This is a genomic window from Pseudomonas sp. PDM05 (assembly GCF_014851685.1).
Lineage (GTDB): Bacteria > Pseudomonadota > Gammaproteobacteria > Pseudomonadales > Pseudomonadaceae > Aquipseudomonas.
On record NZ_JACVAC010000004.1, the window covers coordinates 339943 to 363436 of the forward strand.

General features: G+C 62.8%; 20 protein-coding genes. 15 read left to right on the top strand and 5 right to left on the bottom strand.

Annotation, left to right across the window (positions count from 1 at the left end; genetic code table 11):
* Window positions 1-6 precede the first annotated feature (6 nt).
* Genes tauB through tauD form a run of 3 tightly spaced genes read left to right on the top strand, consistent with a single transcriptional unit; the run spans window position 7 to window position 2458 of the window.
* Complete coding sequence (gene tauB / locus IB241_RS11350; protein WP_192298476.1) at window positions 7-786, top strand: taurine ABC transporter ATP-binding subunit; 780 nt, start codon at window positions 7-9, stop codon at window positions 784-786.
* Window positions 783-1610 (top strand): taurine ABC transporter permease TauC, encoded by an 828-nt coding sequence (gene tauC / locus IB241_RS11355; protein ID WP_192298477.1) that lies wholly within the window; start codon window positions 783-785, stop codon window positions 1608-1610. Before tauB ends, tauC begins: the two co-directional genes overlap by 4 nt.
* Before the next feature lie 11 nt (window positions 1611-1621).
* Complete coding sequence (gene tauD, locus IB241_RS11360; protein WP_192298478.1) at window positions 1622-2458, top strand: taurine dioxygenase; 837 nt, start codon at window positions 1622-1624, stop codon at window positions 2456-2458.
* A 336-nt stretch (window positions 2459-2794) separates the two neighbouring features.
* Here the strand turns inward: tauD and mgrA are convergent, their stop codons facing one another.
* The 4 genes from mgrA to epsC all read right to left on the bottom strand — a co-directional run bounded on the left by mgrA (window position 2795) and on the right by epsC (window position 8878).
* Window positions 2795-3832 carry an L-glyceraldehyde 3-phosphate reductase gene (mgrA, locus tag IB241_RS11365; protein ID WP_192298479.1) on the bottom strand — a complete coding sequence of 346 codons (1038 nt, stop codon included), beginning with the start codon at window positions 3830-3832 and terminating at the stop codon, window positions 2795-2797.
* A gap of 108 nt (window positions 3833-3940) precedes the next feature.
* Complete coding sequence (locus IB241_RS11370; protein WP_192298603.1) at window positions 3941-5269, bottom strand: OprD family outer membrane porin; 1329 nt, start codon at window positions 5267-5269, stop codon at window positions 3941-3943.
* A gap of 306 nt (window positions 5270-5575) precedes the next feature.
* Window positions 5576-7537 carry a choline transporter BetT gene (gene betT / locus IB241_RS11375; RefSeq protein ID WP_192298604.1) on the bottom strand — a complete coding sequence of 654 codons (1962 nt, stop codon included), beginning with the start codon at window positions 7535-7537 and terminating at the stop codon, window positions 5576-5578.
* Between the two features lie 414 nt (window positions 7538-7951).
* Window positions 7952-8878 (bottom strand): serine O-acetyltransferase EpsC, encoded by a 927-nt coding sequence (gene epsC / locus IB241_RS11380; protein ID WP_192298480.1) that lies wholly within the window; start codon window positions 8876-8878, stop codon window positions 7952-7954.
* Between the two features lie 166 nt (window positions 8879-9044).
* Here epsC and IB241_RS11385 point away from each other — a divergent pair, with 166 nt between their 5' ends.
* The 12 genes from IB241_RS11385 to IB241_RS11440 all read left to right on the top strand — a co-directional run bounded on the left by IB241_RS11385 (window position 9045) and on the right by IB241_RS11440 (window position 21047).
* Window positions 9045-10040, top strand: coding sequence for a D-cysteine desulfhydrase (locus tag IB241_RS11385; protein ID WP_192298481.1), 996 nt, complete (start codon window positions 9045-9047; stop codon window positions 10038-10040).
* A gap of 281 nt (window positions 10041-10321) precedes the next feature.
* Window positions 10322-11116, top strand: a complete 795-nt coding sequence (gene tcyJ / locus IB241_RS11390) for a cystine ABC transporter substrate-binding protein (protein WP_192298482.1) — start codon at window positions 10322-10324, stop codon at window positions 11114-11116.
* Window positions 11116-11781 (top strand): cystine ABC transporter permease, encoded by a 666-nt coding sequence (gene tcyL / locus IB241_RS11395; protein ID WP_017734622.1) that lies wholly within the window; start codon window positions 11116-11118, stop codon window positions 11779-11781. Before tcyJ ends, tcyL begins: the two co-directional genes overlap by 1 nt.
* A 3-nt stretch (window positions 11782-11784) precedes the next feature.
* Window positions 11785-12531: an L-cystine ABC transporter ATP-binding protein TcyN gene (tcyN, locus tag IB241_RS11400; RefSeq protein ID WP_192298483.1), complete on the top strand. Its 747-nt coding sequence runs from the start codon at window positions 11785-11787 to the stop codon at window positions 12529-12531.
* 380 nt (window positions 12532-12911) lie between these two features.
* On the top strand, window positions 12912-13676 hold the full coding sequence (locus IB241_RS11405) for a hypothetical protein (protein WP_192298484.1): 765 nt from the start codon (window positions 12912-12914) through the stop codon (window positions 13674-13676).
* A gap of 187 nt (window positions 13677-13863) precedes the next feature.
* Entirely contained in the window at window positions 13864-15105 is a 1242-nt protein-coding gene (locus IB241_RS11410) for an SfnB family sulfur acquisition oxidoreductase (RefSeq protein WP_192298485.1), read from the top strand.
* Between the two features lie 25 nt (window positions 15106-15130).
* Window positions 15131-16324 (top strand): SfnB family sulfur acquisition oxidoreductase, encoded by a 1194-nt coding sequence (locus tag IB241_RS11415; RefSeq protein WP_192298486.1) that lies wholly within the window; start codon window positions 15131-15133, stop codon window positions 16322-16324.
* Window positions 16325-17677 (top strand): LLM class flavin-dependent oxidoreductase, encoded by a 1353-nt coding sequence (locus IB241_RS11420; protein WP_192298487.1) that lies wholly within the window; start codon window positions 16325-16327, stop codon window positions 17675-17677. It abuts the gene before it with no gap.
* Between the two features lie 142 nt (window positions 17678-17819).
* The gene (locus IB241_RS11425; protein ID WP_192298488.1) at window positions 17820-18635 is read left to right on the top strand and encodes a MetQ/NlpA family ABC transporter substrate-binding protein; all 816 of its coding nucleotides are present in this window, start codon (window positions 17820-17822) and stop codon (window positions 18633-18635) included.
* Window positions 18632-19747 carry a methionine ABC transporter ATP-binding protein gene (locus tag IB241_RS11430; RefSeq protein ID WP_192298489.1) on the top strand — a complete coding sequence of 372 codons (1116 nt, stop codon included), beginning with the start codon at window positions 18632-18634 and terminating at the stop codon, window positions 19745-19747. Before IB241_RS11425 ends, IB241_RS11430 begins: the two co-directional genes overlap by 4 nt.
* A complete protein-coding gene (locus IB241_RS11435; RefSeq protein WP_017736886.1) occupies window positions 19737-20381 on the top strand; it encodes a methionine ABC transporter permease in 645 nt (214 codons plus the stop codon). The genes IB241_RS11430 and IB241_RS11435 overlap by 11 nt, the downstream gene beginning before the upstream one ends.
* Window positions 20382-20420: 39 nt before the next feature.
* Window positions 20421-21047 carry a class I SAM-dependent methyltransferase gene (locus tag IB241_RS11440; RefSeq protein ID WP_192298490.1) on the top strand — a complete coding sequence of 209 codons (627 nt, stop codon included), beginning with the start codon at window positions 20421-20423 and terminating at the stop codon, window positions 21045-21047.
* Between the two features lie 93 nt (window positions 21048-21140).
* Here IB241_RS11440 and IB241_RS11445 read toward each other — a convergent pair whose 3' ends face one another.
* Complete coding sequence (locus IB241_RS11445; protein WP_192298491.1) at window positions 21141-23315, bottom strand: glycoside hydrolase; 2175 nt, start codon at window positions 23313-23315, stop codon at window positions 21141-21143.
* Window positions 23316-23494 lie beyond the last annotated feature (179 nt).

The window sequence follows — 23494 nt, forward strand, 5'->3', positions numbered from 1 at the left end:
ATTGCGATGGCCTTGCTACAACTGGAGCGCATCAGCGCACAGTACCCAGGCGCCACACACCCGGTACTGTCTGACATTTCAATCGACCTGGGGCCCCAGCAATTGCTGGTGGCCCTCGGCCCGTCCGGCAGTGGCAAGACTTCGCTGTTGAACCTGATTGCCGGCTTTGTCGAACCGTCCGCCGGGCGCATCAGCCTGGATGGCGTGCCGGTCAAAGGCCCCAGCGCCGAACGCGGCGTGGTGTTCCAGGACGACGCCCTGCTGCCCTGGCAGGACGTGCTGGCCAACGTCGGCTTCGGCCTGGAGTTGGCCGGCGTGCCCAAGGCGCAACGTGAAGTGCGCGCCCGGGAAATGCTCGCGCTGGTGGACCTGGCCGGCTTTGACAGCCGCCGCATCTGGCAGCTGTCCGGTGGCCAGAAGCAGCGTGTCGGCCTGGCCCGCGCGCTCGCCGCCGACCCACGCGTGTTGCTGATGGACGAACCCTTCGGCGCCCTTGATGCGTTCACCCGCGAACAGATGCAGGAGCTGCTGCTACAGGTCTGGCGGCGCACGGCCAAGCCGGTGTTCTTGATTACCCACGACATCGAAGAAGCGGTGTTCCTCGCCACCGACCTGATCCTGCTGGCGCCCAACCCCGGCCAGATCGTCGAACGCCTGCGCCTGGACTTCGGCCAACGCTACGCCGCCGGTGAATCGGCGCGGGCGATCAAGTCCGACCCACGCTTTATCGAAACCCGCGAGCACGTGCTGGGCAAAGTGTTCTCGCAACGGCAGGTGTCCGCATGAGCAGCTACGAACTCGCCGCCAAACCACTGGCGCAAACGGTTATCCCGCTGCGCCGCAGCTTGAGCACCCGCTGGATCAGCGTGCTGACCCTGATCGCCCTGCTCACCCTCTGGTGGGCCGTGACCGCCAGCGGTCTGATCGAACCGCTGTTCCTGCCGCCGCCGTCCGCCGTGCTGCAAAAAGGCTGGCTGCTGGCGACCAGCGGCTATATGGACTCCACCTTGTGGCAGCACCTGGGCGCGAGCCTCAGCCGTATCGGCCTGGGTCTTGGCTTCGCGGTGCTGACCGCCGTGCCGGTGGGTATTGCCATCGGCTCCAACCGTATCGCCCGGGGCATTCTCGACCCGCTGATCGAGTTCTACCGGCCGATCCCGCCACTGGCCTACCTGCCGTTGATCGTGATCTGGTGCGGCATTGGCGAGCTGTCCAAGGTGCTGCTGATTTACCTGGCGATCTTTGCCCCGATTGCCATCGCGACTGCCACCGGCGTACGCACGGTCGACCCGGCCAAGCTGCGGGCAGCGCAGTCGCTGGGCGCAACCCGTGCCCAGCTGATTCGCCACGTGATCCTGCCCAGCGCCCTGCCCGACATCCTCACCGGCGTGCGTATCGGCCTGGGTGTGGGCTGGTCCACGCTGGTCGCTGCCGAGCTGATCGCGGCCACCAGCGGCCTGGGCTTCATGGTGCAGTCGGCGGCGCAGTTTCTGGTCACCGACGTGGTGGTGCTGGGCATCCTGGTCATCGCCCTGATCGCCTTCGCCATGGAAATGGGCCTGCGTGCCCTGCAGCGTAAACTGGTGCCGTGGCATGGCCAGGCACATTGAGTGAGAACAGCATGAGCAGCCTGACCGTTACCCCATTAAGCATCGCCCTCGGCGCCCAGATCAGTGGCGTCGATATCACTCAACCGCTGAACCTCGAACAGCGCGACGCCATCGAACAGGCGTTGCTCACGCACTCGGTGCTGTTCTTCCGCGGCCAAGCCATCACCCCGCAACAGCAAGCACGGTTCGCGGCGAATTTCGGCGACCTGCACATTCACCCGATCTACCCCAACGTGCCGGAGCAACCTGAAGTACTGATCCTCGACACCGCCGTCACCGACGTGCGCGACAACGCCGTGTGGCACACCGACGTGACCTTCCTGCCCACCCCGGCGCTCGGCGCGGTACTCAGCGCCAAGCTGCTGCCGGCGTTTGGCGGCGACACGTTATGGGCCAGTGGGATTGCGGCGTATGAGGCCCTGTCGCAACCGTTGAAGGTCTTGCTCGACGGGCTGACCGCGACCCACGATTTCACCAAATCCTTCCCGCTGGAGCGCTTTGGCAACAGCGCCGAAGACCTGGCGCGCTGGGAAGAAACCCGCAAGAAGAACCCACCGCTGTCCCACCCGGTGGTGCGTACGCATCCGGTGAGCGGGCGTAAATCGTTGTTTGTCAGCGAAGGGTTCACCACCCGCATCAATGAACTGGAACCGACGGAAAGCGAGGCGATCCTCAAACTGCTGTTCGCCCACGCCACCCGCCCGGAGTTCACCATCCGCTGGCGCTGGCAGGAAAACGACGTGGCGTTCTGGGACAACCGCGTGACCCAGCATTACGCGGTGGACGACTACCGGCCGCAACGACGGGTGATGCACCGGGCGACGATTTTGGGCGACGTCCCGTTCTAGAAACTGGCGACGTTCAGATATGGCAGCTGGCTTGCCTGCGATAGCGGTGGGTCGGCCAGCGCTTTCATCGACTGATCCACCGCCTTCGCGGGCAAGCCCGCTCCCACACGGATCGGGTTGTGACCGCATTCTTCGCAACACTGTAAACCCAATGTGGGAGCTGGCTTGCCTGCGATAGCGGTGGGTCGGCCAGCACTTTCATCGACTGACACGCCGCCTTCGCGGGCAAGCCCGCTCCCACACGGATCGGGTTGTGACCGCATTCTTCGCAACGCTGTAAAACCAATGTGGGAGCTGGCTTGCCTGTTCCCACATTGACCGCGTACTGCCGGCCGCTTATTCAGCGGTGGATGGTTTTTCCCACAGGTTGATCCCGCCTTCCTGGGCAAACCGGTCGATCTCTGCCAACTCCTCGGCACTGAAGCTCAAGTTTTTCAACGCGCCGACGTTCTCGATGATCTGCTCCGGCCGGCTCGCGCCGATCAGCGCGCTGGTCACCCGTGGATCACGCAGGGTCCACGCCAGCGCCAGTTGCGCCAGGCTCTGGCCACGGCCCTTGGCGATTTCATTCAACGCACGCACGTGGGCGATGTTGGCTTCGGACAAGTGCTTGGCCTGCAACGAACCACCGCCCGGACGATTCACCCGTGCATCCGCCGGTACGCCGTTGAGGTATTTGTCGGTCAGCAGGCCCTGGGCCAGCGGCGTGAATGCGATCACCCCGGCGCCGAGTTCTTCGGTGGTGTCCAACAGGTCTTTTTCTACCCAGCGGTTGAGCAGGTTGTAGGCCGGTTGGTGAATCAACAGCGGCACTTTCCACTCTTTGAGCAGGGCAGCGATCTCGCGGGTTTTCACCCCGGAATACGAAGAGATGCCGATGTACAACGCCTTGCCTTGTTGCACGGCAGTGGCAAGGGCGCTGGCGGTTTCTTCCAGCGGGGTGTCGGCGTCAAAACGGTGGGAGTAGAAGATGTCCACGTAGTCGACGCCCAGGCGTTGCAGGCTCTGGTCCAGGCTCGCCAGGATGTATTTGCGCGAACCGCCGCCCTGGCCATAAGGGCCTGGCCACATGTCCCAACCGGCCTTGCTGGAGATGATCAGTTCGTCGCGGTAATGCTTGAAGTCTTCGCGCAGCAAACGGCCGAAGTTGATCTCGGCGCTGCCATACGGCGGGCCGTAGTTGTTGGCCAGGTCGAAGTGGTTGATCCCCAGGTCGAACGCGGTGCGCAACAGGGCGCGCTGGGTGTCGATCGGGGTGCTGTCGCCAAAGTTGTGCCACAGCCCCAGGGACAGTGCAGGCAGCACCAATCCACTGCGGCCTACGCGGCGATACGGGATAGATTCATAGCGGTTTTCGGCAGCAATGTACGTCATCGAATCCTCTCTGGGCTTAGGGCAAATAAGGCCTGGGAATAACCTTATTCCCAGGCCTTTTAACCAGCTGAATCGCTTAAGTCTGCCCTTTCGTTTTACAGCAATTTCCTACCAGAGTGGAACGACATAGCTGACATAAAAGCGGTTTTCATCCTGTACGGTGGCACCGGAAATATCCGGGCTGGCGTGGGCATTTTTCCAGGTCACACCGAGGCCCTTGAGGGTGCCTGTAGGCACTTGATACGCCACGGCAACGTCACGCTCCCATTCGCTGGTGGTGCCCTGTGCCGTGCGGATGTCATCGCCGTGGGCATAGGCGGCAGAAAAGGTCACGCCGGTGAGGCCGAGCTTGCCCAGATCGTATTTGTACTGGGCCAGCCAGGTGCGCTCACCGGCATGCTGGAATTTGTTCAACTGCAGGTTGGTCAGCGCCGGCGTGTCCGCACCTGAGCCGGGACCTTGGCGGGCATCACCGCTGTTGAGGCCGGAGTCGAGGTAAGGGAAGTCGCTTTCACCGCTGTTTTTCTGGATGCCCAGGCCGACGGTATGACCGTCCAGGCTGTAGCTTTCAAGCAGGCTGGCGGTGGTCTGGTTGATACGGCCTTTGTTCACGCCATCGCCGTAGACACCACTGGCTGCATAGTCCTTGTCGCCATCGGCATTGCCGCCCACACCGAGGCTGCGGAACACACGCACATCGGTATCGAGCGCACCCACCGACAACGCATCATGGCGCTTGGCGCCCACGAAAAACTGCTGGTAGTAATCCTCAAGGTTCGAATACCACAGGCTGACCGTCGTATTCCGGATGCCGGTGTAATCGGCGCCGCCGAACAGGAAGCGCTCGCTTTCCTTGGTACCGCCGGCGGTGATCATGCCCTGGTCGCCGGTTTCGTTGCGGATCTTGGTCTTGAAAATATCGCCGCCGGTGAAGGTGAAATCGCTGAGGTCCTTGGATACCCACTGCACCCCGGTATTGGTCTGCTGGTACAGGCGGCCATCGGTGTTGGCCAGCACCGGGTTGTTGCCGTACAGCGTGCCGACGCGCAGCTCATCCTTGGCTAGGCGCATCTTGAACGTCGGGCTGAGTACACCGAACTGGTCGGCGGACTTGCCGTTGTCCAACGGGAACATGCTGCCGGGGTAGCGGCTCTGGTGGTCCTTGTCGTTGAGGTCACCGCCGGAGTCCAGCTTCAACCCGTAGAACGCCTGCAGATCGAGACCAAAACCCACCGGCCCGTCGGTGTAGCCCGACTTGAAGTTGAACTCGAACCCCTGCCCCCAATCGCGGATGCTGTGGGCCTTGGCGTTGCTGTTCACCACATCGCGCCCCTGCTGGTTGAGATAGCGATTGAGCAGGGTCACGTCGGCGTGGCTGTCATCGATAAAATCGGCATGGGCGGACAGCATAAAGCTCGCCATGGCGGCTCCCACCATGGGGCTCAATAACCTCTTCATCGTTACCGGTCTCCGTCACTGTTCTGAAATGAAAGCGTCAAACGCTTCACACAATTACGCAGTGGACAGATGACAGTTGCGCGTCAAAACCGGGGCGCGACGGATGAAATTAAATTCATGAAAGCCCTGTAGATCAGGGCTTTGCGAGGTTTTTTTGTGGGAGCGGGCTTGTGTGGGAGCGGGCTTGCTCGCGAATGCGTCGTGTCAGTCGATGCCTGTGTGACTGATACACCGCATTCGCGGGCAAGCCCGCTCCCACATAAAGCAGGCTTCACAAGCCAGCTATCAACGCACCAAGTGCAGGAACTGCAAATGCCGCTCGTACTGGTCAAGGATGTCGTTGATGATCTGCTCCTTGGTGTAGCCGACCAGATCGTAGTCCTGGCTGCCCTCGGCCAAATGCACTTCCGCCCGGTAGTAGCGGCGGTTGTTGAGCTCTTTGGAACCCATGCCGCCACGGGCAAACGACGGCGTGAAGTAGCCGCGCATCTGCACCTGGTAGATGAACGGATGCTCCTCGCCATGCCCGATTTCCAGGCTGACACTGTCGTTGGACGGGTCGGGCTGAGTCGTCACATTCAGGCCCTTCTCGACAAACACCGCCGTCACTTCTTCAATCGCCGGTCGCACCGTCGATTCAAGGAAGCGGTACACCTCATCCCGCGACGGGAAGTGCACGGCCTGGCTTAAACGCTGACGCCAACCGCCACGGCCTCTGCGCGACGCCGACACCGGCGCCAGGGAATGCAACTGCGCAATCTGCTTTTGCGATTCGAGGTAGAACGCCTTGTGCAGGCCCCACATCATCAGCAGCAGGATCAACGAGAACGGCAGCGAGGTCAGCACCACGGCTGACTTCAGCGAGTCGATGCTGCCGGCAAACAGCAGCGCACTGGTGACCAACCCGGTCATCACACCCCAGAACACCCGCAGCCACTTCGGCCCGTCTTCATCGGCGTTGCCGCCCTTGGACGACAGGGTCGACAGCACCACCGTGCCGGAGTCGGCCGAGGTAACGAAGAACACAAAGCTGATAAACACCGTGACCGCGATCACCACCTTGCTCCACGGGTAGGTTTCCAGCAGCAGGTAGAGGCTCATCGACGGATTGTCGACGGCCGACTGACCGAGCGCCGCCATGCCGTGGTTGAGCACCTGGTCGATGGCGCTGTTGCCGAAGATCGACATCCACGCCAGGGTGAAACCCAGCGGGATCAGCAGCACGCCAAACACGAATTCGCGGATAGTGCGGCCACGGGAAATCCGCGCGATAAACAGCCCTACGAACGGCGACCACGCGATCCACCAGGCCCAGTAGAACACTGTCCAACCGCCCAGCCAGTCGCTCGGTTTGTCATAGGCGTACACGTCGAAACTCTTGGTCGGCAATGCGCCCAGGTAGTCGCCGAGGTTCTGGATCAGGGTGTTGAGCAAATGCTGGGTAGGCCCGGCAAACAATACGAACAGCAGCAGCGCACAGGCCAGCAGCATGTTGATGTCGGACATCACCCGCACACCCTTGTCGACCCCCGCCACCGCGACAATGATCGCGGCGCCCATCATCAAGGTGATCAGGCCGACCTGGATCCACTGGGTGTGGGCGATGCCAAACAAGTAGTCCAGGCCCGAGTTGAGGTGCAGCACCCCGAAGCCCATGTCCGCGCCCAGGCCAAACACCGTGGCGATGATGCCGAAGCCATCCACCGCATAACCGATGGGGCCGTTGATACGCTTGCCGATCAGCGGGTACAGCGCCGAACGCAACGCCAGCGGCAGGTTATGCCGATAGGCGAAATACGCCAGGGCCATGCCGACAAAGGCGAACACCCCCCAGCCATGCAGGCCCCAGTGCAGAAACAGGATCTGCATGGCCTGGCGCGCGGCATCGGCGTTCATTGGCGCGCCTTGGGGTGGCTGCACCAAGTGGGTCAGCGGCTCGGACACGCAGAAGAAAAACAGCGTGATGCTGATCCCGGCAGCGAACAGCATGCCGGCCCAGGACAGGTAACTGAACTCGGGCTCGTCGTGGTCGGCACCGAGTTTTATCTTGCCGTAGCCCGATAACGCGGTGACCACCACGAAGACCAGATACAGGGTCATCGCCAGCATGTAGTACCAGCCAACCGTATTGGCCGCCCAGTTTTGCGCGGCCAGCAACCAGGCACCGGCCTGTTGCGGGATGGCGATGACAATCAGGCCGAACAGCAGAATGAACGTGGCGGCAAAGTAGAAGACCGGCGCATTCATGCGCACCAGGCCGCTGGATGGGGTGGACGATGCACTCATGAGCGATGCACCCCGAGGGTGAGGGATGTGGCTGTATAAAACGGACTCAGCAAAGGTAAGCCTCCTGTTGTGAGCGGGCAGCGAACCACCGGATTTAACTTGAACGAGTGTTCAAGTTAAACATGGATGGGCGCTCCGGGACTAATCGCAGGGCTGAGTGGTAGGTGCTTCCTACACTCGCTCAGGGAAGGCTATGACGAGCGGGGATGGCAAATCGTTCAGCAATAGGGGGGTGAAATGCGCACAAAACTGTGGGAGCGGGCTTGCTCGCGAATACGGAGTATCAGCCAATACATGTGCTGACTGATCCACCGCTTTCGCGAGCAAGCCCGCTCCCACACAAGCCCGCTCCCCCAGGGGATGTGTGCAGGTGCGCTATTTCTGCGCACCGTCATCGTGCTGCAGGTTCGCCTGGGTAATGTTCGCCCCCGCCGGCACGCTGCGCGTCAGCCACACATTACCGCCGATGGTCGAGCCCTGGCCGATGGTGATGCGCCCCAGGATCGTCGCGCCGGCGTAGATCACCACGTCATCCTCGACAATCGGGTGGCGTGGATGGCCTTTCTGCAACTGCCCGTCTTCATCCGCCGGAAAGCGCTTGGCCCCCAGGGTCACAGCCTGGTAGATGCGCACGCGCTCGCCGATGATCGCGGTCTCGCCGATCACCACGCCGGTCCCGTGGTCGATGAAGAAACTCGGGCCGATCTGCGCGCCGGGGTGGATGTCGATGCCGGTGGCCGAGTGCGCGATTTCTGCGCTGATCCGCGCCAGCAACGGCAGCCCGGCGCGGTACAGATGGTGGGCCAGGCGATGGTGAATCACCGCCAGGATGCCGGGGTAGCACAGCAGCACTTCATCTACGCTGCGCGCCGCCGGGTCGCCGTGGTAGGCGGCGAGGACATCGGTGTCCAACAGGCTGCGCAGGGAGGGCAGGGCCAGGGCGAAATCCTGGATCAGGCGGATCGCCCGCGCATCGACCTCGCGGTCATCCTGGCCGCCTTGGCGGGCGGCGTAGCGCAGTTCCAGGCGCGCCTGGCCAAGCAAGGCGTTGAGTGCGACGTCGAGGGTATGGCCGACGTAGAAATCTTCACTTTCCTCGCGCAAATCCACCGGGCCCAGGCGCATCGGGAACAGCGCCCCGCACAACGCCTCAAGAATCTGCGCCACCGCCTCGCGCGACGGCAACTCGCGCCCGCCATGCTCGCCACTCAAACGGCCATTGCGCGTTCGCCACTGGTCCCGGGCGCCGCGCAGTTGGCTGACGATGGTCTGTAATTGCCAATGACTGGAACGCTCACTCACGGTCTTCACTCCTGACGAAATGCCCATCACTTTACGGTATGCACCCTGGCCGCCATTAAGAACCAATGGTGTGATGCTAAGAACTGTCCGATATAAGCGATTGGCGGTTGCCCGATGAAAAGTGCCTGCCTATAGTCGCTTCATCCTTTATCAACCGTGCGCAGCCATGATCAAACAACAGCTCGACCGCTTTAGCCGCCTGGAACTGCTGGGCGGCGCCACCGCCCTGGAAAAACTCGAACGGCTGTCGGCCTGGTTGGGCCGCGACATCTACGTCAAGCGCGACGACACCACGCCCCTGGCCATGGGCGGCAACAAGCTGCGCAAGCTCGAATACCTCGCCGCCGACGCCATCGCCCAGGGCGCCGACACCCTGGTCACCGCCGGTGCGATCCAGTCCAACCACGTGCGCCAGACCGCCGCGCTGGCCGCCAAGCTCGGCCTGGGCTGCGTCGCGCTGCTGGAAAACCCCACCGACACCAAAGACCCGAACTACCTGGGCAACGGCAACCGTCTGTTGCTGGACCTGTTCGACGCCAAAGTCGAACTGGTCGAGAACCTCGACAACGCCGACGACCAACTCAACGCCCTCGCCGACCGTCTGCGCAGCAACGGCAAGAAGCCCTACCTTGTGCCCATCGGCGGCTCCAACGCCCTCGGCGCCCTGGGTTACGTGCGCGCCGGCCTGGAACTGGCCGCGCAGATCGAAGACAGCGGGATCAGATTTGCCGCCGTGGTGCTGGCCTCCGGCAGCGCTGGCACCCACAGCGGCCTGGCGTTGGCGCTGAGCGAAGCGTTGCCGGACTTGCCAGTGGTGGGCGTCACCGTTTCGCGCACCGACGAAGCCCAGCGCCCGAAAGTCGAAGGCCTGGCCGCACGCACCGCCGAGTTGCTCGGCGTGGCGATTCCCGAGGCGTTCAAAGTGATCCTGTGGGACGAATACTTCGGCCCGCGCTACGGTGAACCGAACGCCGGCACCCTTTCGGCGGTCAAGCTATTGGCGAGCCAGGAAGGCCTGCTGCTGGACCCGGTCTACACTGGCAAGGCCATGGCCGGCTTGTTGGACGGGATCGGGCGCCAGCGGTTTGAGGATGGCCCGATCATTTTCCTGCACACCGGCGGGGCGCCGGCGTTGTTTGCTTATGGCGCCGCCTTTAGCTGAAGGAACAAGGATCAAAATGTGGGGGCGGGCTTGCTCGCGAAAGCGGTGTGTCATTGAGCCTATGCGTTGACTGATGCACCGCATTCGCGAGCAAGCCCGCTCCCACATTAGAATAGCCACTTATTCCACAATAGAATATCAAACAAGATTTATATTATTTTCAAGTCTTAAAAACCCGCTCTATCATCGCGCCGCAGGCGAAGACGCGCTACGCGCTTTAAGGCAGGATACGACCACTGCGTCACCTGCTTCGCTCAACACAAAAAACACAGGGGCATTTCATGACTATTTCTGTATTCCGTCGCACGTTGTTGGTTGGCACTTTGGGCCTGGCACTCGGCGCTGGCCTGATCGGCCAAGCCGTCGCGGGTGAACAGCTGGACAACATCAAGAAGGCTGGCGAGATCAAGATCGGCCTGGAAGGCACCTACCCACCGTTCAGCTTCGTCGATGAAAGCGGCAAGCTCAGCGGCTTCGAAGTGGAGCTGTCCGAAGCCCTGGCCAAAGAGCTGGGCGTCAAGGTCAAGCTGCAAGCCACGCCATGGGACGGCATCCTCGCCGCCCTGGAATCCAAGCGCCTCGACGCGGTGGTCAACCAAGTGACCATCTCTGACGAGCGCAAGAAGAAATACGATTTCTCCAAGCCGTACACCGTCTCCGGGATCCAGGCACTGACCCAGGCGAAAGACGTCGACACCATCAAGACCGCCGACGACCTGGCCGGCAAGAAAGTCGGTGTGGGCCTGGGCACCAACTACGAACAATGGCTCAAGGACAACCAACCCAAGGCCATCATCAAGACCTACAACGATGACCCGACCAAGTTCCAGGACCTGCGCATCGGCCGCATCAATGTGATCCTGATCGACCGCCTGGCCGCCCTCGAATACGCCAAGAAAGCCAAGGACACCGCCGCTGCCGGCGCAGCCTTCTCGCGCCAGGAAGCCGGTATCGCCCTGCGCAAAGGCGAGCCTGAACTGCTCGACGCCGTGAACAAGGCCCTCGACAAGCTGCGCGCCGACGGCACCTTGAAGAAGCTGTCCGAGAAGTACTTCAACGCTGACGTCACTCAATAATGGAAGCAGGTTTCCAACTCGCGCTGGACTCCGCGCCCTTCCTGCTCAAGGGCGCGTATTACACGGTGATTCTCAGCCTCGGCGGGATGTTCTTCGGTTTGCTGCTGGGCTTCGGCCTGGCCTTGATGCGCCTGTCGCGCTTCAAGCTATTGAGCTGGACCGCCCGAGTCTACGTGTCGTTCTTTCGCGGCACGCCCTTGCTGGTGCAGCTGTTTTTGATCTACTACGGCTTGCCGCAAGTGGGCATCGAGCTGGATCCGATCCCGGCGGCCATGATCGGCTTTTCGCTGAACATGGCCGCCTACGCCTGTGAAATCCTGCGCGCCGCCATCAGCTCCATCGAGCGCGGCCAGTGGGAAGCCGCGGCCAGTATCGGCATGACCCGCGCGCAGACCCTGCGCCGGGCCATCCTGCCGCAGGCCATGCGCACGGCCTTGCCGCCGCTGGGCAACAGCTTTATTTCACTGGTCAAGGACACCGCGCTGGCCGCCACCATCCAGGTGCCCGAACTGTTCCGCCAGGCGCAACTGGTGTCGGCACGCACCTTTGAAATCTTCACCATGTACCTGTCCGCCGCCCTGATCTACTGGATCCTGGCGAGCATCCTGGCGCATTTGCAAAATCGTCTGGAAGACCGGGTCAACCGGCATGACCTGGAGTCTTGACCCATGATCGTGGTTGAAAAACTGACCAAACAATTCAAGGGCCAGGTGGTACTCAACGGCATCGACCTGGAGGTCAAGGAAGGCGAAGTCATCGCCATCATCGGCCCCAGCGGTTCCGGCAAGACCACCTTCCTGCGCTGCCTGAATCTCCTCGAACAACCCACCAGCGGTCGCATCAAGGTGGGTGACATCGAGATCGACAGCAGCAAGTCCATCAACCAGCAACAAGGCCTGGTGCGGCGCTTGCGTCAGCACGTGGGTTTCGTGTTCCAGAACTTCAACCTGTTCCCCCACCGCACCGCGTTGGAAAACGTCATCGAAGGCCCTACCGTGGTCAAGAAGATGCCTCGCGAGGCGGCGGTTGCCCTGGGGCGCAAGCTGCTGGAAAGAGTCGGCCTGGCGGGCAAGGAAGACGCCTACCCGCGGCGCCTGTCCGGCGGCCAGCAGCAACGCGTGGCAATTGCCCGGGCGCTGGCCATGGAACCGGAGGTGATCCTGTTCGACGAACCCACTTCCGCCCTCGACCCGGAACTGGTGGGTGAAGTGCTGGCGACCATCCGCAGCCTGGCCGAAGAGAACCGCACCATGGTCATCGTTACCCACGAGATGAGCTTTGCGCGGGACGTGGCCAACCGGGTGATTTTCTTCGACAAGGGCGTGATCGTCGAGCAAGGCGAAGCCAAGGCCCTGTTCGCCAACCCCAAGGAAGAACGCACCAAACAGTTCCTGAGCAAATTCCTCGCCCACTGACACCCCGCAAGCGGTGGAACACGGCTGACCTGTGGCGAGGGCGCTTGCTCCCGCTGGAGTGCGCAGCGCTCCCAGGATTTTTGGGAGCGCTGCGCACTCCAGCGCGGGGCAGCCCGCTCACTACCCACTGCGAGGCCTACAAAAAGTCCTCGCACGTGTGCCTCTTAAAATCCCCCCGCCAGTCAGACCCTTCTGAATATCTCCCTGCCTGCCGTTTAGCCTTTTGCCGCCATTGACGCTCCTTGGCCAACCCTCTTATCTAGCTCCCTGAGGATTGGATCCTATCCCGGCTATTCACTGCACCGTGCTTTTCAGCCCCCTGCACACCCGCGTGCAAAGGGCCGGAACGATTGCTGCTGGCTGCATCAAGGAGATGACTTATGACGCACACCCTGCTCACCGCGCCAACACTGCCCCAGGCCCTGGGAAACGGCATCAATGCCCTGGCCGCCGCACATTTGCAGGTCGACATTGCGCCCTACCCCGGCATGGAAGAAGGCGACCTGATCGAGCTGTTCTGGAACAACTGCTTTGCCGCCTCACGGCGCGTGACCACGTGCAAGATCGGCACGCCAACCCACTTGCGGGTGCCGGAAAGTTTCGTGCTCGATGGCCCGGCCCAGGTGCATTACCAAGTCATGCAAGTCGGCCACGCGCCGGCGCGCTCGGCGGTGACGCGGGTGCGGGTCAAGACCAACTACCCCGGCGGCCTGCCCTCGCCGCTGTACAGCGACGAAAACCTCAACCTCGCCCCCGTGGGCCTGCCCGACACCATTCGCCGCTACGGCATCAACCCCAGCCAGGTGCGGCGCGGTGTTCCCCTGACCATCGAGCCGTACCTGAACATGACCCGCGGCGACGCCATCACCCTGCGCTGGGGCGATGTACGCCTGGACCTGCCCAAGCTCCAGACCAGGGACGTCGGCCAGCCTCTGCACGTGTGGGTGCCTTCGGCCGTGATTGTCGAAGCCGGCGACGACAGCCGCCTGGACATCACCTACTGCATTCTCGATCGCGTGGGCAACAATTCGCGCTGGGCGCCAACACGCACTTTGCGCATCGCCGCCGGGGCGCCAGCCCGCCCGGCCGGCACGGCGTCGATCTATCAACCACGGCCCCTCGGCTCGCCCTGCGAACCGGGGTGACAGACCTTCTATGCTTATTCCAAAAAGCGCGTTTATTTAAATATTTAACACGCTTAGGGTATATACACCGGACCACCGGACATCTTTGATTTTTCTGTTTTCATTTCATTGAATGCGAGGTCGGTATGGTCAGAATTACCCCGGTGCATAACGCCAGGGCATTGCGTGCAGCCAAGGAGCGGCGCTGATGTCTAACTTGGCTCTAACACCCCCCCAGAGTGATCTGGACGTCGCCCCCCTGCTGTTGCCGGCCGCCGTGCTGCGCAACGATGCAGAGGCACTCAACGCCGCCCACGAGTTGGCCCAGGCGGCACGCCTGCAAGCCGCCACGCGCGATCAGCAACGCAAGCTGCCGTGGGCACAGCTCGAACAGTTCACCCGCAGTGGCCTGGGCAGTATTTCCATTCCCCGCGAATACGGCGGCCCGCAGGTATCATTCGTGACCCTGGCCGAGGTGTTCGCGATCATCAGCGCGGCCGATCCCGCCCTCGGCCAGATCCCGCAGAACCATTTCGGCATCCTGCACCTGTTGCAGGGCGCAGCCACCGAGCGCCAGAAAAAGCAGCTGTTCCAGAGCGTCCTCGACGGTTGGCGCATCGGCAATGGCGGCCCGGAACGCGGCACCAAGAACACCCTGGAACTCAAGGCGCGCATCACCGCCAAGGGCGACGGCTACGTGATCAGCGGCCAGAAGTTCTATTCCACTGGCGCACTGTTCGCTCACTGGGTGGCGATCAAGGCACTCAACGATGACGGCAAGCAGGTCATGGCCTTTGTACGCCGCGGCACCGAGGGGCTGCGCATCGTGGACGATTGGTCGGGCTTCGGCCAACGCACCACCGCCAGCGGCACGGTGCTGCTCGATCACGTGCCGGTGGACGCCGAGCTGGTGGTCGACAACTGGCGCATCGGCGACACCCCGAATATCCAGGGCGCCGTGTCGCAACTGATCCAGGCCGCCATCGACGCCGGCATCGCCCGCGGTGCCCTCGACGACACCATCGCCTTCGTGCGCGAACGTTCGCGCCCGTGGATCGATGCCAAGGTCGAACGCGCCAGCGACGACCTGTATGTGATCGCCGACATCGGCAGGCTGAAGATCGAACTGCATGCCGCCGAGGCCCTGCTGCGCAAGGCCGGCCAGGTACTCGACCAGGTCAGCGCGGCGCCGATCACCGCGCAATCCGCCGCTCGTGCCTCGATTGCCGTGGCCGAAGCGAAAGTGCTGACCACCGAAGTGTCGCTGCTGGTCAGCGAAAAGCTCTTCGAACTGGCCGGCAGCCGCGCGACCCTTGCCGAATTCAACCTCGACCGTCACTGGCGCAACGCCCGCGTGCATACCCTGCACGACCCGGTGCGCTGGAAGTATCACGCCGTCGGCGCCTACCGATTGAACGGCACCTTGCCGGCTCGGCATTCCTGGATCTGACCGACCAGACCTCTGGAGAACACCTATGACTTTCTCTGCAAACGTCGCGGTCATCACCAGCGACGAACAAGCCCTTGTTGTCGCCAGCGACCTGGCCGAAGACTTTCGCCGCGACAGCGCCCAGCGCGACCGCGAACGCCGCCTGCCCCTGCCCGAACTGGACGTGTTCTCACGCTCCGGCCTATGGGGCATCAGCGTACCGAAAGAATACGGCGGCGCCGGCGTGTCCAACGTCACCCTGGCCAAGGTCATCGCGCTGATCGCCCAGGCGGACGCCTCCCTCGGCCAGATCCCGCAAAACCATTTCTACGCCCTGGAAGTGCTGCGCGTGAACGGCAGCCCGGCGCAGCAACAACGCCTGTATGCCGAAGTCTTGGCCGGCCAGCGCTTCGGTAATGCCCTGGCCGAACTGGGCACCAAGACCGCCCACGACCGCGTCACCGCGCTCACCCGCGACGGCGACGGTTTTCGCGTCAACGGCCGCAAGTTCTATTCCACCGGCGCGATCTACGCCCAGCGCATCCCCACCTCGGTGGTGGATGAACACGGCGTGCAGCAACTGGCCTTTGTCCCGCGGGACAGCGAGGGCCTGACGGTGATCGACGACTGGAGCGGCTTCGGCCAACGCACCACCGGCAGCGGTTCGGTGGTGTTCGACAACGTGTGGGTCGCCGCCGCCGACGTGATCCCGTTCCAGAGCGCGTTCGAACGCCCGACCACGGTCGGCCCGCTGGCGCAGATCCTGCACGCCGCCATCGACACCGGCATCGCCCGCGCCGCATTCGAGGATGCGCTGCACTTCGTGCGCACCAAGACCCGCCCGTGGATCGATGCCGGCAACGACAAAGCCAGCGAAGACCCCTTGACCCTGAAAAGCTTCGGCCACCTGAGCATCCGCCTGCACGCCAGCGAAGCCCTGCTGGAACGCGCAGGCGAATACCTCGACCGCGCCCAGGCCGAGAGCAACGCCCAGACCGTGGCGGCCGCCTCGATTGCCGTCGCCGAAGTGCGCGCCTTGAGCACCGAGATTTCCCTGGCCGCCGGCAGCACCCTGTTCGAACTGGCCGGCAGCCAGGCGACCCTGGCCGAACACGGCCTCGACCGCCACTGGCGCAACGCCCGGGTGCACACCCTGCACGACCCGGTGCGCTGGAAGTACCACGCGGTGGGCAATTACTACCTCAACGATGCAAACCCGCCACTGCGGGGGACCATCTAAATGGCCAAGAAAAAAATCCTGCTCAATGCCTTCAACATGAACTGCATCGGGCATATCAACCACGGCATGTGGACCCACCCACGGGACACCTCGACCCAGTACAAGACCCTCGAGTACTGGACCGAGTTGGCGCAAATCCTCGAACGCGGGCTGTTCGACGGCTTGTTCATTGCCGACATCGTCGGCGTGTACGACGTGTATCAACACTCCATCGACGTGCCGCTCAAAGAGTCGATCCAACTGCCGGTGAATGATCCCTTGCTGTTGGTCTCGGCGATGGCGGCCGTGACGAAACACCTGGGCTTCGGCCTCACCGCCAACCTCACCTACGAGCCGCCGTATCTGTTCGCCCGGCGTATGTCCACGCTGGATCACCTGAGCCGTGGCCGGGTCGGTTGGAACATCGTCACCGGCTACCTCGACAGCGCCGCCAAGGCCATGGGCCTCACCGAGCAGGTCGAGCATGACCGCCGCTACGACCAGGCCGACGAATACCTGGAAGTGCTCTACAAACTCTGGGAAGGCAGCTGGGAAGACGACGCCGTGCTCAACGATCCGCAGGCACGGGTGTATGCCCAGCCGGGCAAGGTGCACAAGGTCGAGCACCACGGCGAGTTCTATCAGGTGGACGGTTATCACCTGTGCGAGCCGTCGCCGCAACGCACGCCAGTGCTGTTCCAGGCCGGCAGTTCGGAACGTGGCTTGCTGTTCGCCGGGCGCCATGCCGAGTGTGTGTTCATCAGCGGGCAGAACAAGGCGTCGACCAAGGTCCAGGTGGACAAGGTCCGCGCCAGCGCCGTGGAAGCCGGGCGCAACCCGGATGACATCAAGGTGTTCATGGGCCTCAACGTGATCGTCGGCGCCACCGAGGAACTTGCCTGGCAGAAGCACGCCGAGTACCTCGGCTACGCCAGCGCAGAAGCTGGTGTGGCGCATTTTTCGGCGTCCACCGCGATTGATTTCTCCCAATACGCGCTGGACGAACCGATCCAGTACGTGAAGAGCAACGCGATCCAGTCGGCCACCAAGAACCTGCAGAACAACGACTGGACCCGGCGCAAATTGCTCGAACAGCACGCGTTGGGCGGACGCTATATCACCCTGGTCGGCTCGCCCGAACAGGTGGCAGATGAGCTGGAAGCGTGGATCAGCGAGACCGGGCTGGATGGCTTCAACCTGACGCGGATTGTCACGCCGGAAAGCTATGTGGACTTCATTGATCTGGTGGTGCCGGAGTTGCAGAAGCGAGGGTCGTACAAGACCGCCTATGACAGCGGCACGCTACGCGAAAAAGTCTTCCACGCCAGCGCCAGACTTCCCCAACAACACACCGGATCGACCTACCGACACTAACCCCTGTGGGAGCGGGCTTGCTCGCGAATGCGCTGTGTCAGTCGACACATTCGCCAGCTGACACAGCGCATTCGCGAGCAAGCCCGCTCCCACATTTGGATCTCCATTGTTTGTACCAATACCTTATGACTGGAAAATCATTATGAAAAAAACCCTGCTCGCCCACCCAGTCAAAGCACTGGCCCTGGCCCTCGGCCTGTTCAGCACGGCGGTGTTCGCCGCCGACGCACCGCTGAAAGTCGGCACCACCGCCGCCTTCGCCATCCCGCTGGAAGCCGCCGTCGCCGAAGCCGGCAAGCAAGGCCTGAAAGTCGAGCTGGTGGAGTTCACCGACTGGATCGCGCCCAACGTCAGCCTGGCCGCCGGTGACATCGACGTGAACTACTTCCAGCACATCCCGTTCCTGGAAAACGCCAAGGCCGCCGCCGGTTTTGACCTGGTGCCGTACGCGCCGGGGATCATCAACAACGTCGGCCTGTACTCGAAGCAATTCAAAAGCATCAATGACCTGCCCCAGGGCGCCAGCGTGGCCATCGCCAACGACCCGATCAACAGCGGCCGCGGCCTGCAATTGCTGGCCAAGGCGGGCTTGATCACCCTCAAGCCGGGCGTGGGCTACAAGGCCACCGAAGAAGACATCGTCAGCAACCCGAAAAAGCTCAAGATCCTGCAAGTCGAGGCGGTGCAACTGGTGCGCGCGTATGACGATGCCGACCTGGTGCAGGGCTACCCGGCGTACATCCGCCTGTCCAAGACCTTCGATGCCGAGTCGGCGCTGCTGTTCGACGGCCTCGACCACCCGGAATACGTGATCCAGTTCGTCACCCAGCCCAAGGGCACGCGCGACCCACGGGTGATCAAGTTCGTCGACATCTACCAGCACTCGCCGGTGGTGCGCGCCGCGTTGGATAAATCCCTGGGCAAGCTCTACCAGGTCGGTTGGGAAGCCAAGAAATGACCGCCGCCCACTCTCGACTGCGCGACCCGGGCACACCGCCCAGGGACGCCGAGCAGACCGAACTGCACCCGGCGCTGAACCGTGCCCATGTGCGCTTCATCAACCTGGGCAAGAGCTATGACGGCAAGGTGCATGCCTTGCAGGGTATCGACCTGGCGATCCAGCGCGGGGAAGTGTTCGGCATCATCGGCCGCAGCGGCGCGGGTAAGTCCTCGCTGATCCGCACCATCAACCGCCTGGAGCAACCCAGCAGCGGGCGGGTGTTGATCGATCAGGTGGACATCGGCGACTTCGACGAAGACCGCCTGGTGGCGCTGCGTCGGCGCATCGGCATGATCTTCCAGCACTTCAATTTGATGTCGGCCAAGACCGTGTGGCAGAACGTCGAGTTGCCGCTCAAAGTCGCCGGTGTGCCCAAGCCCCAACGCGAACAGAAGGTGCGCGAGCTGCTGGAGTTGGTGGGTTTGCAGGACAAACACAAGGCTTACCCGGCGCAGCTCTCCGGCGGGCAGAAACAGCGGGTGGGCATCGCCCGTTCGCTGGTGCACGACCCCGAGATCCTGCTGTGCGACGAAGCCACTTCGGCCCTCGACCCGGAGACCACCCAGTCGATCCTCGGCCTGCTGCGCGAGATCAATCAGCGCCTGGGCCTGACCATCGTATTGATCACCCACGAGATGGCGGTGATCCGCGAGATCTGCGACCGCGTGGTGGTGCTGGAACACGGGCATATCGTCGAACAAGGCCCGGTGTGGCAGGTGTTCGGCGACCCGCAGCATGAGGTCAGCAAGACGCTGCTGGCGCCGCTGCAACACGGGCTGCCGCCAGAGCTGCAAGAGCGGCTGCAGGCCTCGTCGGCGTCGGCCGCGGCGGCCGTGGTGCTGCGTTTGCAATTCACCGGCAGCGACACCGACGAGCCGGACCTGGCGGCACTGTTCGCTGCCCTCGGCGGGCGCGTGCGCCTGCTGCAAGGCGGCGTGGAGCGCATCCAGGGCCACGCGCTCGGGCAATTGTTGCTGGCGGTGAATGGCGCGCCCCACAGCGCCGACGAATTGCGCAACCGCGCCGCGAACTGGGCGCAACAGGTGGAGGTGCTGGGCTATGTGGTTTGATCGTTTGTTGCAGGGTGCCATCGACACCTTGCTGATGGTCGGTGTGTCGTCGTTGATCGCGCTGCTGGTGGGGATTCCGCTGGCGGTGTTCCTGGTCACCAGCGACAAGGGCGGCATCTACCAGGCGCCGGCGCTGAACCGTGTGCTGGGGGCGTTCGTCAATCTGTTCCGCTCGATTCCGTTCCTGATCCTGATGGTGGCGCTGATCCCGTTCACCCGGCTGATCGTCGGCACCACTTACGGCGTGTGGGCGGCGGTCGTACCGCTGACCATCGCCGCCACGCCGTTTTTTGCGCGGATTGCCGAGGTGAGCCTGCGTGAGGTCGATCACGGCTTGATCGAAGCCGCACAGGCCATGGGCTGCCGCCGCTGGCACATCATCTGGCACGTGCTGTTGCCGGAAGCCCTGCCGGGGATTGTCGGCGGCTTTACCATTACCTTGGTGACGATGATCAATTCGTCGGCCATGGCCGGTGCAATTGGCGCGGGAGGCTTGGGTGACATTGCCTACCGCTACGGCTACCAGCGCTTTGACACGCAGATCATGCTCACGGTGATTGTATTGCTGGTGGTGCTGGTGGCGTTCATTCAGCTGGGTGGCGATCGGTTGGCGCGGGTGCTCAACAAGCGGTGAGGTATAGTCGGGGCATTCCAGTGCCCGGTATTACCCGCCATGACGCTCAAGCCCGACGACCTCGACCAGATCACCTCCACCACCCTCGGCCACTACAACAAGGTGGCCGAGGACTTCCGCGAAGGCACCCGCGACCACGATGTGAGCCAGAACATCGATGCGCTGCTGCGGCATATCCAGGGTACGCCGCCGTTTACCGTGCTGGATTTCGGCTGCGGGCCGGGGCGCGACTTGCAAACTTTTACGCGCATGGGGCATATCGCCGTGGGCCTGGATGGCTCCGAGCGGTTCGCGCAGATGGCGCGCCAGGACAGTGGCTGCGAGGTGTTGCAGCAGGACTTTCTCAAGCTGGCGCTGCCGGCCGAACGTTTTGACGGGATTTTCGCCAATGCGGTGCTGTTCCATATTCCCAAGCAGGAACTGCCGCGGGTGCTCAAGCAGCTGCATGGGGCGTTGAAGCCGGGGGGCGTGTTGTTCAGCTCCAACCCGCGCGGGGATAACCAGGAAGGTTGGAATGGTCCGCGGTATGGGTCTTATCACGATCTTGAGGCGTGGCAGGCATTGCTGGCTGAGGCCGGGTTTGTGGAGTTGGAACATTACTACCGGCCGGCGGGGCTGCCCCGAGAGCAGCAGCCCTGGCTGGCCAGTGTGTGGCGCAGGCTTTAGGGGCGTCTGGTCTGGTGCCTTCGCGGGCAAGCCCGCTCCCACATTTGACCGAATTCCAATGTGGGCTTGCCCGCGAAGGTCTCAAAGCCACCGCTAATCGACCTGATACACCACCGGTTTCTCACCCACCACTAACGCCGTAACACTGCTCGCGGCATAACCCTCTCTCGGGACCGCCGCAAAATTCGCCACCAACCGCGTGCCATCCGCAAAGGTGGTCTCCTGCACCTGCCGATCGTCCGTCAGCCAGCGAAACCCGGTCATCGCCTGGGTCGCCAAGCGCTGGTGCAGCGGCCGGAAAAACCGGTCCTGGCGCTGGATCAGCGGCAGCCGCTGCTCAACCGTCGACGCACTCAGGTGATACAGCGGCGGCACGTTGTAGAGCAGTTGCGTCAGCTCGTTCGCCGCCTGCACATTGCTCAGTTTCAGGCTGTCGAACAGCCAGTGGTGCGTGGTGATCACCGAGCCATGGAACACCGCCTGATACAGCGGCAAGCGCATGCCCGGCTCGAAATGCACGGTACGGAACGGTTCCTTGAGCGGCACTGGCTTGAAGAACACCGTCGGTTGCTCCGGCGGGAACCAATTGCCGACGTAATAGGGCGACTGCTTGTCCTGGGTCATCGCTTGATCACCCCAGCCAATCACCGGCGTTTGCATGCCATGGGCAAACAGGATGCCCTGGGCCGTGATCGCATTGCCGTCTTCGGAACCCGTGGGCAACTTGAGCGTGGTGTTCAGCCAGCGCGAAGCATCGATGTTGCCAGCGGCATTTTGCGCCTGGGTCATGGGCGCGCCGTTGCGATAGCTGTCGAAAACCATGCCGGTGGCGTAGGCATCAAGAAACCAGGCGTTGAAACCGGCCTTGGCCTGCACGGCTTGCGCCCGTGCTTCGAGCAGGGGGCGCACGCAGCGCGGGTCGGTGTAGTGGCCGGATTGCTGGAAGCCGGCCTTGAGCTTGCCGTTCTTCAACACGATCGCGCAGTCGCGGTAGGCCTGGCGGCCCAGGTGGGCGGTGGTCCAGTCCGGGTTTTCGCTGGCGGACAACGCGGTTTCATAGGAGTCGTACGGCGCCATCAGAAACCCGGCGTCGACCCCGGTGCGGATCGCTTCCGGGTGCCAGAGGCCGCCTTCCCAACCGTCGCCCAGGGTCAGCAACAAGCGCGTAAGACCCGCATCGCGCAGCGCTTGAACCGTCTGGCTGCCCCAGTGTTCAGGACGCTCGCTCAACGCCCCGGCAAACGCCACCGCCAGCTCATTGCGCAGCTGGCCATAACGCGAGGCGAGGCGGGTCATATCCGGTTCATCCACCTGCCAACTCTGGCGGGCTTTGGTGTTGATGGCGGCGTTGAGGCCGCGCAACAGCACGGTCTGTTCATAGCGGTTCAACACACGGGTTTGCGCGAGAATCTGCGCGGCTTCCTTGTCCAGCAACCCCTTGAGTTCGTGCCCGCGCAGCCGCTGGATCAGCAGCGGCCAGTCGCGCACATCCTCCGGCGCCAGCAGGTCATTGCCCCACAGGTAGATGTGACTGGCGCCCAGCAGCTTCTCGGCCTCGGGGGTTTGCCGCAGCTTGTCCGCCAGCGGCTCGTAACGGCCCTGCTCCACCCGCCATTGGCGATAACGCTTGGCGCCGGCCAGCGGATCGGCATCGCCCAGGTGCAACACCAAGGTCATCGGCGCGGTGGGGTCCAGCGCAGTGAATTCGTGGGCCACCGACAACGCCAGCGCGTCTTTCCAGCTCAGGCGGTTGTTGTAAGGATTGGTCAACAGCCAGTTCAAGGTGAAGGCACCGTGGTCCATGCCCCACAAGGGCAGGCTGAGGTCCTGGGTGGTGTTGAGGTCGCCCTGTTCCACCAGAAAGGCTCTCCAGACGGCATTGTCGGCGGGCACGTAATGCCCTTCGGCCAACGGCCAGATCAGGCCCTTGCCGAGGGCGCTGGCGGGTTGTTGAAGGATCGTTAATTCACCCGGTTCGCGTGCGGTGATGGCAAGCATCAGGTCGCGTTGCGCAAGGCTGGCCGTGACGCGAAAGGCTCCCCACTGCCAACTGGCTTGCTGGGCGCTCTGCGCGAGATCGCTGACCGCGCGTGCGGCAACGCCGCTAGAGGCCTGTACCGGCGCCTGGCCGCTGGGCGTGGCACGGATGGCGAGGGTCGCGGGGTCGAGTTCGATACGCCATAGCGGGTTTTCGAGGACGGTGCTGGCAAGGGCCAGCGGGGAGATGAGGAATGTGCAGAGCAGCAAAAGGTGACGATGCCAGTTCATTTTCTTCGACCGTTTGAGGTGAAGGTCGAGAGGGTAGAACACTGCACAGCCTCAAACGACCGCAGTCAATATTTCAGGAGGTTTCCCACAAGCCAAAAGGCATGTGGAGATCCAAATGTGGGAGCGGGCTTGCCCGCGAAGGCGGTGGGTCAGTCAGCACACTTTTAACTGACAGACCG

Bases quoted from the DNA above. Each gene is read 5' to 3' on its own strand.
- tauB (WP_192298476.1), top strand. From the start codon at position 7: ATGGCCTTGCTACAACTGGAGCGCATCAGCGCACAGTACCCAGGCGCC.
- tauC (WP_192298477.1), top strand. From the start codon at position 783: ATGAGCAGCTACGAACTCGCCGCCAAACCACTGGCGCAAACGGTTATC.
- tauD (WP_192298478.1), top strand. From the start codon at position 1,622: ATGAGCAGCCTGACCGTTACCCCATTAAGCATCGCCCTCGGCGCCCAG.
- mgrA (WP_192298479.1), bottom strand. From the start codon at position 3,832: ATGACGTACATTGCTGCCGAAAACCGCTATGAATCTATCCCGTATCGC.
- IB241_RS11370 (WP_192298603.1), bottom strand. From the start codon at position 5,269: ATGGTGGGAGCCGCCATGGCGAGCTTTATGCTGTCCGCCCATGCCGAT.
- betT (WP_192298604.1), bottom strand. From the start codon at position 7,537: ATGAATGCGCCGGTCTTCTACTTTGCCGCCACGTTCATTCTGCTGTTC.
- IB241_RS11385 (WP_192298481.1), top strand. From the start codon at position 9,045: ATGATCAAACAACAGCTCGACCGCTTTAGCCGCCTGGAACTGCTGGGC.
- tcyJ (WP_192298482.1), top strand. From the start codon at position 10,322: ATGACTATTTCTGTATTCCGTCGCACGTTGTTGGTTGGCACTTTGGGC.
- tcyL (WP_017734622.1), top strand. From the start codon at position 11,116: ATGGAAGCAGGTTTCCAACTCGCGCTGGACTCCGCGCCCTTCCTGCTC.
- tcyN (WP_192298483.1), top strand. From the start codon at position 11,785: ATGATCGTGGTTGAAAAACTGACCAAACAATTCAAGGGCCAGGTGGTA.
- IB241_RS11405 (WP_192298484.1), top strand. From the start codon at position 12,912: ATGACGCACACCCTGCTCACCGCGCCAACACTGCCCCAGGCCCTGGGA.
- IB241_RS11410 (WP_192298485.1), top strand. From the start codon at position 13,864: ATGTCTAACTTGGCTCTAACACCCCCCCAGAGTGATCTGGACGTCGCC.
- IB241_RS11415 (WP_192298486.1), top strand. From the start codon at position 15,131: ATGACTTTCTCTGCAAACGTCGCGGTCATCACCAGCGACGAACAAGCC.
- IB241_RS11420 (WP_192298487.1), top strand. From the start codon at position 16,325: ATGGCCAAGAAAAAAATCCTGCTCAATGCCTTCAACATGAACTGCATC.
- IB241_RS11425 (WP_192298488.1), top strand. From the start codon at position 17,820: ATGAAAAAAACCCTGCTCGCCCACCCAGTCAAAGCACTGGCCCTGGCC.
- IB241_RS11430 (WP_192298489.1), top strand. From the start codon at position 18,632: ATGACCGCCGCCCACTCTCGACTGCGCGACCCGGGCACACCGCCCAGG.
- IB241_RS11435 (WP_017736886.1), top strand. From the start codon at position 19,737: ATGTGGTTTGATCGTTTGTTGCAGGGTGCCATCGACACCTTGCTGATG.
- IB241_RS11440 (WP_192298490.1), top strand. From the start codon at position 20,421: ATGACGCTCAAGCCCGACGACCTCGACCAGATCACCTCCACCACCCTC.
- IB241_RS11445 (WP_192298491.1), bottom strand. From the start codon at position 23,315: ATGAACTGGCATCGTCACCTTTTGCTGCTCTGCACATTCCTCATCTCC.